Source organism: Mannheimia haemolytica, assembly GCA_900638155.1.
Lineage (GTDB): Bacteria > Pseudomonadota > Gammaproteobacteria > Enterobacterales > Pasteurellaceae > Mannheimia > Mannheimia glucosida.
Map to the genome: position 1 here is coordinate 1946782 of LR134495.1, position 13061 is coordinate 1959842.

Below are 13061 nucleotides of genomic sequence, written 5' to 3' on the forward strand. Positions count from 1 at the left end.
CTTAGAGGGCACATACAAGCGGTCAAATCCCCCCAAAAACTTTGCAAATCCCCACCGCACTTTGACCGCTTGATCTCAATCAACTTTCCCCTTGATATGTGGAAAACCACAATACCTTATTGCCCTGCCGAAAATCTACAATAGTCTCGTTAAATTTTACGCATTTGTGGGGGAAGAAAAGATGAACAATAAACGCAGAAATCTGTTGAAAGGCGGGCTGGCGATTGGTGGGGCGGCGGCGTTTGGGGCGGGGTATGCACCGAAGGTGTCGGAGATTGCCAAAGGGGGGATGCACGGCACATCGGGCGAGAAAACCCGTGATCCGATTCACGGTAATTCGCTCACGCCGGAGTATCAGGTGAAAGACGGCAAACTGCTCAGCAATCCTGAGCAAATTGTGTGCAATACACAGTGTATGGGCTGTTGGACGCAGTGTGGCATTCGGGCGAGGGTGGATTTGAACACCAACCAAGTCATTCGTATTTCGGGCAATCCGTATCACCCGCTTTCCTCCGATAAAACCCTGCCGTTCGGTATGCCGATTGCCAAGGCGGAACTGTTGCTGGCAGGCGAAAGTGGCATTGAAAACCGTTCCACCGCCTGTGCCAGAGGGGCGGCGTTCTTGGAGGGCGTGAACAGCCCGTATCGGATTACCCGGCCGTTAAAACGGGTTGGCAAACGGGGCGAAGGCAAGTGGCAGACCATCAGCTTTGAGCAATTGGTAGAGGAAATCGTCAATGGCGGCAACCTATTTGGTGAAGGCGAAGTGGAGGGCTTGAAAGCGATCCGCAATCTGGTCGATCCCATTAACCCGAAGCAGCCTGATTTGGGAATGAAAGCCAACCAGCTTTTAGTTACTTTTGCCGGCCCCGAAGGTCGTCAGCCGATTTTGCAACGCTTTGCCCAAAAGAGCTTCGGCACGATCAACTTTTCCCAGCACGGGGCGTATTGCGGAGCCTCTTACCGCAACGGTTCCGGGGCATTTATGAAAGATTTTGATAACAACCAGCACGCCAAGCCGGACTGGGATCACGCTGAATTTATCCTGTTTATCGGCACGTCTCCGGCACAGTCGGGCAATCCGTTCAAGCGTCAGGCTCGCCAGCTTGCCAAACGCCGCCCTGATGACAATTTCAGCTATGTGGTGGTTTCCCCTCGCTTGGAGATGACCTCCTCCCTTGCTACTCAAAATAACCACTGGGTGCCGATTAAGCCCGAGGGCGATTTGGCGTTGGTGATGGGAATGCTGCGTTGGATTATCGAAAACGAGCGTTTCAATGCCGACTACCTCTCCCGCCCAAGTCTGGCGGCGATGGAAAACGCCGGTCACGTCAGCTATGCCAATGCGTCACATCTGATTATTTGCGAGCCGAACCACCCGAAATTCGGGCAGGCGTTGCGGATTAGCGATCTGCAAGATGTGCAACTCGACCCCGAAGAGAAAGTGGAAGAAAACCTGATTGTGGTCAAAGATCAGGCAAGCGGCGAACTCATTTCAGCAAAAGATTGCTTACAAGCGGTCATTTTTGTCGAACAAATTACAAAACTGCTTGATGGCTCGGAAGTGTTGGTGAAATCCTCAATGCAGTTGTTGAAAGAGGCGACACAAGAGAAAACCCTTGCCGAATATAGCGACATTTGCGGCGTGCCGGTGCAAACCATTGAAAACTTAGCGAAAAAATTCACTTCGCACGGTCACAAAGCCAATGCCATCACCCACGGCGGCACGATGCACAGCACCGGTTTTTATACCAGTTGGGCGATTTTGTTGCTGAATGCAATGGTCGGCAACCTCAACAAAAAAGGCGGAATGGCTGTGGCTGCAGGAAAATTCAAAGACTTCGGGGACGGCCCTCGCTACAATTTAGCGAACTTCCCGAATGAAGTGAAACCGAAAGGCACGAACCTTGCCCGCAGTAAAAAGGCGTACCAAAATTCAAGCGAATTTAAGCAGAAAGTGGCGAAGGGCGAAAATCCGTATCCGGCACAAGGGGCGTGGTATCCGTTCACCGGCGGGCAAACCACCGAGATGTTCACCTCAATGGTGCAGGGCTATCCATACTTTGCGAAAGCGTGGATCAACCATATGGCGAACCCCGTTTACGGCTTAACCGCGATGAACCCGATTGCGTTGGAGAAGCTAAAAGATCCGAAAATTCTACCGCTCTTTATCTCAATTGATGCCTTTATGAACGAAACCACTGCACTGGCGGACTACATCGTGCCGGACACTCACAACTTTGAGAGCTGGGGCTTTTCAACGGCGTGGGGCGGTGTGCCTCAACGCACCAGTACCGCACGCCACCCGATTGTGCCGTCCAAAAACGCCAAAACTGCCGAAGGCGACACCATCTGTATGGAGAATTTCGTGATTGCGGTGGCGAAAAAAATGGGCTTGCCGGGCTTTGGCGAAAATGCGATTGCGGATTTAGAAGGCAACAGTTATCCACTCAACCGTACCGAAGATTACTTCCTGCGGGCGGCAGCGAACATTGCCTTTGTCGGTGAGAAACCTGCACCGGATGCCAGCGAGCAAGATCTGCTGCTCACCGGCGTGCAACGGATTATGCCGAAAATTGAGCAAACGCTAAAAGCCGAAGAGCGGTTAAAAGTAGCCAATGTTTATTGTAAAGGCGGACGTTTTGCCCCTTTTGATTCTGCGTGGAAAGAAGAAAATATGGCGTTCCAGTGGAAAAACTGCCTGCAAATTTGGAACGAAAACGTGTATAAAGCCCAGCACCACAGCAACGGCGAACACTATTGGGGCTGCCCTCGTTATATGTCGCCACGTTTTGCGGACGGCTCCACGCTAGAACAGCACTATCCGCAGTCGGAATGGGGCTTTAAACTGATTTCCTTTAAATCGAACATTATGAGCAGTATTACCGCCCCACTGTTGCGTTTGCTCTCGATCAAGCCGGAAGGCTTAGTGGCGATGAACCGCTTAGATGCAGAAGAGAAAGGCATTAAACACGGCGATGTGGTGAAACTCAGCACCCCAACCGCCAGCCTGACAGTGCAGATTGTGGTGCTGGACGGCATCGCCCGAGGCACAATCGGTATCGAACACGGCTACGGTCATAAACAACTCGGGGCAAGTTCCTACACCATTGACGGCGTGGAAATTCCAGCCAACCCGATGATCGCCAAAGGGATTAACCTCAACGACCTCGGCATCATCGACCACACCAAAGCAGTCAAATCCCCGTGGGTGGATTGGGTCTGTGGCTCAGCGGTGAGAAACGGTATTCCGGCGAAGGTAGAGAAATTAGCCTAGCCGAACAAGCGGTTGGTTTTGCAGAAAAATGTGCAAAATCGACCGCTTTTATTGATGTAAGGGACACTGTTCCTTATGCAAACCAGCATTGCAGAGCGTAAAAAATCATACTCTACATTTTAATTTATTTTGGAGAACCTATGACTTTTGTCAAAAAAACAGCACTGAGCCTGATCGCAACGGCACTTTTCGCTACATCAAGTTTTGCCGCTGAGCAGAGCCAATACCAACATATTCGTAATGCAACGGCGAAAATTGAATATGCCGGCAAGACGTTTTTGGTCGATCCGTATTTAGCGGAGAAAGATCGCTACTTACCGCCGAATGCGAAAAAACGTAATCCGACCGTGGATATGACTGTGAGCATTGATGAAGTGTTAAATGGCGTGGATGCGGTGATCGTGACTCATACTCACGCAGACCACTGGGACGAAGTAGCGCAACAACGTGTGCCGAAAAATCTGCCGATTTTTGTGCAGAATGCCGGTGATGCCCGTTTAATCCGTTCACAAGGCTTTACCGATGTGCGTGTGGTCGGCAAAGATACCCCGTTTGAAGGCGTAACCTTAACCCGCACCCGAGGCCAGCACGGCACCGATGCGATGTATGCGAACCCGAAAATTGCCGAAATGGTCGGCGATGCGATGGGTGTAGTGATGAAAGCGGAAGGCAAACCGACCGTTTATTTGGTGGGGGATACCATTTGGAACCACGAAATCGAACATTCGTTCAACACTTACAAACCGGACTTTGTGGTGCTGAATGCCGGCTGTGCCAAACTACCAAACTTTGAAGGCAGCCCGATTATGTGTACCGAAGATGTTTCCAAAGCACACAAAATCGCTCCACAAGCGAAAATCTTAACCGTGCATATGGACGCCCTGCCACAAACCTCTATCAGTAGTGATCAGATGCGTGACTATGTGCAAAAAGAGGGATTAGATCGAGTGACTGTGCCGAAAAACGGTGATGTGATTAAGTTCTAGTAGCTAAACTAACATTACCAAAATGGTTTAAGTAGCAATAAATAGCGAAGCAGGTTAAGCCATCAAGCCTTAACCCGCTTTTACCAGCCATAGTATATAGTTTTAGATATAATTATCTTCTGTATTTACCTGCCATTGCTTGGTAAACCGCATTCTCGTTGGTCAAAATCGCATATTTTGCATTTAAAATCGCCAACTGAGAATTAAGCTCGGTATTCAGTGCGGTAATCCACTCACGGAACTCCGACACCCCTTGTTCATAACGGTTTTTATAGTATGAACTGATACGTTTATTTTTCGCATTAGTATCTTGAAGGATTTTTAACGAGCTTCTCGACTGCGTATAACTGTAATAATAACGGTCAATTTCATTTAAGGCTGAGGTAATTTTTTGCTCATAGTTTAAACGGGCAGTCACATAATCCGTTTCAGAAATTTTTACGTTATTTTTAACTCGATTCCAATCTAAGAATGGTAAATCCAGTTTAATTAAGCCGTTACCCACAGGGTTATCTGCCACATTGCCAATATTACTTGCACTACCGGTAATAGAACCACCGATAGTTAAAGTTGGGAACCAGCTTTTCTCGGTTGCGGTTAAGGTTTTAAACGCACTTTGTAAGCGTTGTAACGAGCCTACTACATCAGGGCGATTAGCAATGGCTGACACCGGCACATTTAAATCTACCCCTTGCAATTTCACGCTCATAATATTCGGGTAACGAATGTTAAGCGGAGTATTTGGCTGAACATTTAACAAATTGCGTAATGTTTGCTCGGCAATTTTTTGGTTGGTTTTCAGATCAATTACACTATTTCTGGCGTTTAAGACCGCTTGTTGAGCCTGATCAACCGCTAAACTATCAATCGCACCGGCATTCATTTTGTTAGTTAAAATACGGCTGATTTGCTCATAATTGCGAATGCTCTCTTCGGTAATACGAATCGCATCACGATAGTAAGCTAACTGGTAGTAAGTAGTCACAACCGCATTAATAATAGATAAACGGGTAGCTTTTAAGTCTTCAATGGTGGCTTTATGCGTCCATTCTGCCGCACTGGCGGTATCGGCTAAACGTCGCCATAAATCCACAGTATAACTTAAATTAAATGCAGCTTGAGCCGCTGTTGTTGAAACACCGGTCGAAACATTATTTGAAGAAGCCGAACCTAAACCTTTAGCCGCAGAAACAGAACCTGAACCACTAAAGGTTGGCACTAAATTTGCCCCTACTAAATTAGCGTTATACAAGGCTTTATTGACTGCAATTCCGCTTTTGGCTAAATCAAGGTTATTTTTGATGGCTAAATCGACCACACGGTTTAATTCCGCATCCGTATAGCCTTGCCACCATTGCTCGTTAATTTGATATTGTTTGGTAATTTCATCATAGCTTTGATAGGTTTGCTGTGCTTGTTGCAAAGTCCCGTCATTGCTCATATTCCCTGTGGTACAGGCTGTTACGGTTAGAGCCAGCACCACAGAAAATGCTAATTTTGAAAGTTTCATTACATTTCCTTTTGAAAATAAAGAGGGGAAAACGGGCGTATTCTACCCAAAAACAGATTGCCTTTCCAGTTAAATGAACGACTGTTCATTTAATTATTTAACAAATCAGTAATTAAATGCTGATGACGAATTTGTTGCGAGCCTAAGCTCAAACGCTCGGCAAGTAAAATCACTTTTAACTCTTTCAATGCCTGTTGGAAATCATCATTAATAATCACATAATCGAACTCATTGTAATGACTCATTTCCGACACCGCCTCTGCCATACGTTTGGCAATGGTTTCAGCGGAATCTTGCCCACGCCCGATTAAGCGTTTTTCCAATTCTGCTTTTGACGGCGGCAGAATAAAAATGGTTTTCACATTCGGCACTTTTTCCCGAATTTGTCTAGCCCCTTGCCAGTCAATATCCAAAAAGACATCAATGCCCTGCTCTAGGCTACGTTCAATCATCGGCAATGATGTGCCGTAATAATTGCCAAACACCTCCGCCCATTCTAAAAAATGCCCTTGCTCAATCAGCTGCTTAAACTCATCGTGCGAAGTGAAATAATAATGCACGCCGTCCTGTTCTGCCGGACGAGGCTGACGGGTAGTGTGTGAAATCGAAAGCTGTACTTCCGAATGGGGTAAATCCGCCAACAAGGCGTTAATCAAGGAAGATTTTCCTGCACCACTTGGGGCAGAAATAATATAAAGATTGCCTAAACTCATTGTGTATAGCTATTTGTTTTTTGGAATAGGGCGAATGATGATTCGCCCCTACATTTCATAGGAATAAATAAAAATAATGGACAACTTTCATTGTCCATTACACAAAATTATCTACGAGCCAAAGGCTGAACGAAGGTAATGCCTAAATCCCAAGGTTGTTCAATCCAAGTTTCTTGCGGAATATCAATCACATAATCATCAACCAACGGAGCACCTTGCGGTTTTGCAAACACGGTTACAAAGCGAGCTTTAGGGTACATTCTGCGAATTTCTTTTGCCGTGTTGCCGGTATCCACTAAATCATCAACCACAATAAAGCCTTCGCCATCGGTATCGGCTGCGTGTAACACATTTAATTCACCTTGGCTATCGTGATCGTAGCTGGCAATGCACACTGTTTCTACGTGGCGAATACCCAACTCACGTGCTAAAACGGCTGCCGGAAACAAGCCGCCACGGCTCACCGCAATAATCCCTTTCCACTGTGTGGCAGGTAATAAATTTTCTGCCAACTTGCGAGCGTGCATATGGAACATATCCCACGTCACGACATATTTTTCATTTGTGTATTTTTCACTCATAGAAACAACCTAATATAAAATTGGGGGCTACCCCGATATAAAAAATTGCACTAGGATAACCCGAAAATGGTTTTTTCGCTATCATTTCATTTATTTTTTTATGCCGCTGGCTACGCAATCGTATGCTTAGCACAAAAAACCAACACTAAAATAGCTTTTCTAAGGTAAAAAAGACTTCCTTGTTTTGGCGAGAGTAAAAATCGGCAATATTGCTGTCAATTTTCTGATAACGGAAATTCAGCTTCGGCACAATGCCCTGCCAATGCCAAGTGCGGTTCCAAACCACTAAATTGGCTTGATATTCCGTGTCTAACCGCTTATAGCCAAACAAATAGTGCTTGTCTGCAAAATATCGTTTTCCAAAGCCGATACTTGCCTGCGTTGCCCAACGCTCGCCTTGATAAATTACTCCAACCCTCGCGAACCACTTATTTGAACTTTGTGCTTTTTCTCGGGCAATTTCACGCACGCCATCTAAATTTGCAAAAAATCGCCCATTTTTAACAGCTTGCCACTGCATACCGCCACTGAGCTGGTGCTGATAGCTGTTATAACGGTTTGCGGTTAGCTCCTCAAAATAACGTTTTTGCAAATGGGTAAAACTCCCCGACACCAACCATTGCGAATTAAGGTAACGCAAGCCGTTGAGCGTTGCCCCAAATTGAACATTATAACGGCTACTTCCCAGCCAGTTTTGCTCAATAAAAGGCGAAAAAGTTAGCCGATAAGTGGCGGTGCGGTAGCTATAATTCGGCGAAACAGACACCGATTGCTCACGGTAATCTCGGTTATCCCAATAGTAAATCCCACTATAATTGAGCGTTAAACCGGTAAAATGATTGCCTTTCACGTTGTGCAATTTACTCAACCCTAAGCCATAACGCACGCCTTTTGCCGATTGTGGCAAACTGTCTGCATTTTTGCGGAAGATCCGCCCATTTACATTCACAATTGGCGAAGATGAGGCATTATTCACGTTATCTGTTTGGGTATATTGCAGATAAAAATCGGGCTGCCACGCCTCATTTTCAGCAATTTGGACTTGTGTATTGCGGGCAATTTTAGCGAGTTCCGGCGGTAAATGGGCTTGAAGTTGCTGAAATTCCCGTTCTGCCGCACGAAATTGCTGATCTTCTGCCAAAATCAACGCTAAATCAAAACGTGGATAAACTAAATTAGGATTTCTTGCGAGTAACTGGCGATAGTGAAAAATGGCTGAATGATGATCTTTTTTCGCATAGGCAAGTGCCGCTTGGGCGTAATGCCAAAGTAACGGATCAATATTGGGCATTTGCTGATAACGGCTTAAAAGCGGTGCTAAATTTTCCCAATCTTGGCTGAGAATCGCTTGGTTAATTTGCTGTTCAACATTCTGATTGAATGCATATTCATGTTGGTAAACGGTCGTTTTTTCCGACTTTTTTGCAAAATTTTGCTCAAATTTGACCGCTTGTGAATGGCGTTCAAACGAAACTGGGTCGGTGTTGTGCTCAATTACCGTTTCTGCCCATAAAAAAGGGCTGAAAAGCGAAAATAAAAGGGGATATTTTTTCATAAAGATAAAGAACATTGGTAGAAACGGACCTATATGTTCGCCTCTACGGGATTGATCACTCTCTCCCACGAGGGTAGAGGGTTGTTCGAAGCTGTTAAATTGAAATCTAAACTATTGTGTCTTATGGTATCTACAAGTAATATCAAGACAAATGCCGTTTAATTTTTCGTTAAACGGCATTAAACATTAGAAAAGATTATTGTTGGATATCGCCACGAGTGCCAGAGAGACCGAAACTTTCTCGTCTTCCATTAGGATCTATATCGGTCTGAATTTTTCCAGAAATTTCTTCCGCATTTGGACCAAAAAATTCAATCTGATATTTCCCATCAACATAATGAGAATTACCATAATACTGATGTGTTGTAGAAGAAATACTATTTTTCTCTATACTTCCTTTATCTAATAGAATATACATTCCCCAATCACCCTCTACTCTTCCTGAACCAGTGCGATTAGTAAAATCAACATTATAGGTTAAGAAACCTCCACTATGCCCTGTATCTCCATGATAATTAAAGGCTTTTCCTTCATAAGTTGCTTTACCCTCAGTAGGTAATTTTTCTGTTTTTAATCCTTTAACCGTAATCGTTTTATCTGATTTATCAATATATTTTCCATTTTCCCAACCTTTTCTTTCAACCTCTTGTGCCGTTACTACCGAATAAGGCTGGTTATATAAATAACTCTGTGTTCTAACTTTAATTTTACCTTCTGCTGTTTCTTTAAAATCATTAAATCTGATACCGTAATTTTCATCATCAATGCCTTTTGCTTTTATTATCGCTGCTTTCTCTGCTGCTAAACGCTCCGCTTCTACTTTCTCTTTCTCCGCTTTTTCTGCCGCTAAACGCTCCGCTTCCGCTTTCTCCTTTGCCGCTTTTTCCGCCGCTAAACGTTCCGCTTCCGCTTTCTCTTTCGCTGCTTTTTCTGCCGCTAAACGCTCTGCTTCTGCTTTCTCTTTCGCCGCTTTTTCCACTGCTAAACGTTCCGCTTCTGCTTTCTCTTTCGCTGCTTTTTCTGCTGCTAAACGCTTTGCTTCCGCTTTCTCTTTAGCCGCTTTTTCCGCCGCTAAACGTTCTGCTTCGGCTTTCTCTTTAGCTGCTTTTTCTGCTGCTAAACGTTCCGCTTCTGCTTTCTCTTTTGCCGCTTTTTCCACTGCTAAACGTTCCGCTTCCGCTTTCTCTTTCGCTGCCTTGTCTTTTGCTGCTTTTTCTGCTGCCGCTTTATCGGTTTGTTGCTGAGTAGTTTGCGGTTTAGTATTCGGTTTTGCCACATTGTTTGAGCTACCGCCCGAACCACCACTACTACACGCCGTTAACCCCAATAAAATCAAACTTGCTAAAGTTACTTTTTTGATAGACATAAAATGTTCCTTTTGTAAGATAAACAAAAATAGATGTGTATAAAACACACGCCGATTGTACAAAAAAAAAACAACTCGTCATCAAGTACTTTTTTAAGATTTTTTTGTTAAATTTCCCATAAATATTCTACAATGTCAGAGGTCTATATCAGCTTGAATACAAGCGGTCACTTTTTGGGAAAATTTTACAACAGGAGCTTATTATGTCTGAAATATCAACGCTCGCACCGCAACTGCTTTGGCGGTGGTTTGATAACGTCTGTGCCATTCCGCACCCGTCTTACCACGAAAATGAACTGGCTGAATTTATTGTGAATTGGGCAAAATCAAAAAATTTCTTTGTTGAACGTGATGAAGCCGGCAATGTGTTAATCCGCAAACCAGCAACTAAAGGCATGGAAAACCGCCAAACCATCGCACTGCAAGCCCATCTTGATATGGTCCCACAAGCCAATGCCGGCACGGTTCACGATTTCACTAAAGATCCGATCCAGCCTTATATTGACGGCGAATGGGTAAAAGCCAAAGGCACAACATTGGGGGCAGATAATGGCATTGGCTTGGCTTCGTGCTTGGCAGTGTTGGATAGCGATGATTTAACCCACCCAACCGTTGAAGTGTTGCTCACAATGACCGAAGAAGCCGGTATGGAAGGGGCTATTGGTTTACGCCCGAACTGGCTAACCGCCGATATTATGATTAACACCGACACCGAAGAAAACGGGGAAATTTACATCGGCTGTGCAGGTGGCGAAAATGTGAATGTAACGCTTCCCGTTTTCTTAGTGCCTCATCAGCAAGATAGTGCAGTAACCGTTACGCTTAAAGGCTTAAACGGCGGGCATTCGGGCTGTGATATTCACACCACCCGAGCGAATGCGATTAAAGTGTTCGCCCGCATTTTGGAACAAACCCACAGCGAAGTGGAATTCCAAATTGCAGACATTCAAGGCGGTTCGGTGCGGAATGCCATTCCACGAGAAGCCCACGCAACCTTGGTTTTCTCTGCAAAAAATCAGCAAAAATTAACCGCTTGTTTAAGCCAAACCGCCAAACAAGTAAAAGCAGAACTCAAAATTGCCGAGCCAAACTTCCAATTTTTAATTGAAGAAGCTCAACTGCCTGAGCAAGCCTTTGACCTTGCCAGCACTGCTCGAGTAATCCATTTCTTAAATGTGCTGCCAAATGGTGTGGTGCGTAATAGCGATGTGGTGGAAAATGTGGTGGAAACCTCACTCAGTATTGGTGTGCTTAACACCGAAGCGAGTGAGGTGAAAGCGACCATTCTTGCCCGCTCATTAATTGAGGGCGGAAAAGAGGAAATTCGCAGTAAAATCCGCTCGTTAACCGCACTAGTGGGGGCAGAAGTGGAATTTTCGGGCAACTACCCGGGCTGGGAGCCAAACCCAAATTCCAAAATCACGCCATTAACCAAAGCGATTTATGATGAAATTTTAGGCTATGAATCCCAAATTAAAGTGATTCACGCAGGGCTGGAATGTGGCTTAATCAACAAAATCTACCCGAATATGGATTTTGTCTCGATTGGACCAACTATTCTCAACGCTCATTCTCCGGACGAAAAAGTGCATATTCCGGCGGTGGAGGTTTATTGGAAACTCCTAACCAAACTGCTTGAACAAGCACCTGAGAAATAAATTTAATCAAAAAAAATTATATAATCTTGCCCCGTAATTAATTGAATAAAACCTCAATTAATTACGGGGTAGCTCTTATTTTCTCTGTTTTAAAAAATGTACCGTGAAAGCAGCAATTAATAAGACGACTGCTGCACCTAAATAAAGCTCGTTCTTTTTCCAGCCGGCGTCTAATAAAATACCTGCAAGAGTTGGGGAAACAATTGAGCCTAAACGCCCTACACCGATAGCGGTGCCTACGCCCGTGCTGCGGAAATCCGGTGCGTATAGGGTTGGGTTAATGGTATAAAGCCCAGTAATGCAGCCGTTAATTAATCCGCCAACTAAAATGGCTAATGCAATGGCGAGTCCTAAACTGCCGGCAAACACAAAGGCAACCACAGCAGATGCAGCGAGAATACTGAATGCCTGCAAAATATGTTTTGCTGCCCAGCGGCTGACTAAGAAACCGAAAATTAACGAACCGATTGTGCCACCGACTGAAATTGCCATTCCTACCGTTTGGCTTTGGGTTTTCGGCATTCCGGCTTCTTCTAACAATGCCGGAGTCCAAGAGCTGATAAAGTAAAATGAGGCTGAAATTGCAATAAAAGCAAGCCAAATCAACAATGTATTTCGGCGATATTCAGGCTCAAATAAACGGGTAACTGCCACTTTGCTTTTAGCTTTTGCCTCAATTTCAGGGAGTTCCCAGTCGTTTCCTAAGCCTAATTTCACGGCAATTTGATTTAAACGAGCTTTAGCATTCACCGGGCGTTTTGAAATTAAAAATTCCACCGATTCAGGCAATATAAAGAATAATAAAACGAATACCGCACCGGTTAAAATCGACCCAACTAGGAAAACCGCACGCCAGCCATACTCTCCTTGTAATAACACCGCAGACATACCGCCCAGCATTGCCCCAATACCAAAGCCCGAGGCATAAATTGCAATTGCTAAGCCACGCCATTTTTGGCTGGAGTATTCACTCACCAATACGTTTGTACCGGTTAAAATGGCGGCTACGCCTAAACCGGTTAAAACACGCCATACCCCAATTTCAAACGCAGAAGTAGCGAAATAAGTTAGGAGCATTCCTAACGTGGCTAAGCCTGTGCCGATTAAAAGCAACGGGCGGCGACCAAATTTATCCGCAAGCGGTGAAAGAAAGAGTGAGCCTATCGCCATACCGAATAAACCGGCACTCATTAAGCTGCCGATGGCTGCACCGTCTAACTGCAATTCTTCTCGGATGCTTTTGGCGGTAAAGGCGAGTGCCATTAAATCAAAGCCGTCCAGCATATTAAGTAACACCGTAAGCCCAACCACTAACCATTGGAATGAAGTCATTTTGTTATGAGCAATTTTTTGACGAATATCCATAAGCTCCCTCTGCATCAAAATTGATAAAATTTTATTTAGAGTGAACTATA

The 13061-nt window shown here is 44.9% G+C and carries 9 protein-coding genes; 3 read left to right on the plus strand and 6 right to left on the minus strand.

The window, feature by feature from the left end; genetic code table 11:
• Positions 1-181 precede the first annotated feature (181 nt).
• Both EL242_RS09560 and EL242_RS09565 read left to right on the plus strand, forming a co-directional pair.
• Positions 182-3277 (plus strand): tetrathionate reductase subunit A, encoded by a 3096-nt coding sequence (locus tag EL242_RS09560; protein WP_126302400.1) that lies wholly within the window; start codon positions 182-184, stop codon positions 3275-3277.
• Between the two features lie 140 nt (positions 3278-3417).
• Positions 3418-4263, plus strand: a complete 846-nt coding sequence (locus EL242_RS09565; RefSeq protein WP_126302401.1) for an MBL fold metallo-hydrolase — start codon at positions 3418-3420, stop codon at positions 4261-4263.
• Between the two features lie 112 nt (positions 4264-4375).
• Here the strand turns inward: EL242_RS09565 and tdeA are convergent, their stop codons facing one another.
• The 5 genes from tdeA to EL242_RS09590 all read right to left on the minus strand — a co-directional run bounded on the left by tdeA (position 4376) and on the right by EL242_RS09590 (position 9988).
• On the minus strand, positions 4376-5773 hold the full coding sequence (gene tdeA, locus EL242_RS09570) for a toxin/drug exporter TdeA (RefSeq protein WP_126302402.1): 1398 nt from the start codon (positions 5771-5773) through the stop codon (positions 4376-4378).
• 89 nt (positions 5774-5862) lie between these two features.
• Complete coding sequence (gmk, locus tag EL242_RS09575; protein ID WP_126302403.1) at positions 5863-6486, minus strand: guanylate kinase; 624 nt, start codon at positions 6484-6486, stop codon at positions 5863-5865.
• 107 nt (positions 6487-6593) lie between these two features.
• On the minus strand, positions 6594-7067 hold the full coding sequence (gene gpt, locus EL242_RS09580) for a xanthine phosphoribosyltransferase (protein ID WP_126302404.1): 474 nt from the start codon (positions 7065-7067) through the stop codon (positions 6594-6596).
• A 145-nt stretch (positions 7068-7212) separates the two neighbouring features.
• The gene (locus EL242_RS09585) at positions 7213-8622 is read right to left on the minus strand and encodes a surface lipoprotein assembly modifier (RefSeq protein ID WP_126302405.1); all 1410 of its coding nucleotides are present in this window, start codon (positions 8620-8622) and stop codon (positions 7213-7215) included.
• A gap of 196 nt (positions 8623-8818) precedes the next feature.
• Positions 8819-9988: a factor H binding protein domain-containing protein gene (locus tag EL242_RS09590; RefSeq protein WP_126302406.1), complete on the minus strand. Its 1170-nt coding sequence runs from the start codon at positions 9986-9988 to the stop codon at positions 8819-8821.
• Positions 9989-10191: 203 nt separating this feature from the next.
• On the opposite strand from EL242_RS09590, the gene EL242_RS09595 reads away from it, so the two are divergent.
• The gene (locus EL242_RS09595; protein WP_126302407.1) at positions 10192-11646 is read left to right on the plus strand and encodes an aminoacyl-histidine dipeptidase; all 1455 of its coding nucleotides are present in this window, start codon (positions 10192-10194) and stop codon (positions 11644-11646) included.
• Positions 11647-11721: 75 nt separating this feature from the next.
• Here EL242_RS09595 and EL242_RS09600 read toward each other — a convergent pair whose 3' ends face one another.
• The gene (locus EL242_RS09600) at positions 11722-13011 is read right to left on the minus strand and encodes an MFS transporter (protein ID WP_126302408.1); all 1290 of its coding nucleotides are present in this window, start codon (positions 13009-13011) and stop codon (positions 11722-11724) included.
• Positions 13012-13061: the final 50 nt, after the last annotated feature.

What these genes read in the sequence shown, in the direction of transcription:
- EL242_RS09560 (WP_126302400.1), top strand. Translation starts at nt 182, where the DNA reads ATGAACAATAAACGCAGAAATCTGTTGAAAGGCGGGCTGGCGATTGGT.
- EL242_RS09585 (WP_126302405.1), bottom strand. Translation starts at nt 8,622, where the DNA reads ATGAAAAAATATCCCCTTTTATTTTCGCTTTTCAGCCCTTTTTTATGG.
- EL242_RS09565 (WP_126302401.1), top strand. Translation starts at nt 3,418, where the DNA reads ATGACTTTTGTCAAAAAAACAGCACTGAGCCTGATCGCAACGGCACTT.
- gpt (WP_126302404.1), bottom strand. Translation starts at nt 7,067, where the DNA reads ATGAGTGAAAAATACACAAATGAAAAATATGTCGTGACGTGGGATATG.
- EL242_RS09600 (WP_126302408.1), bottom strand. Translation starts at nt 13,011, where the DNA reads ATGGATATTCGTCAAAAAATTGCTCATAACAAAATGACTTCATTCCAA.
- tdeA (WP_126302402.1), bottom strand. Translation starts at nt 5,773, where the DNA reads ATGAAACTTTCAAAATTAGCATTTTCTGTGGTGCTGGCTCTAACCGTA.
- gmk (WP_126302403.1), bottom strand. Translation starts at nt 6,486, where the DNA reads ATGAGTTTAGGCAATCTTTATATTATTTCTGCCCCAAGTGGTGCAGGA.
- EL242_RS09590 (WP_126302406.1), bottom strand. Translation starts at nt 9,988, where the DNA reads ATGTCTATCAAAAAAGTAACTTTAGCAAGTTTGATTTTATTGGGGTTA.
- EL242_RS09595 (WP_126302407.1), top strand. Translation starts at nt 10,192, where the DNA reads ATGTCTGAAATATCAACGCTCGCACCGCAACTGCTTTGGCGGTGGTTT.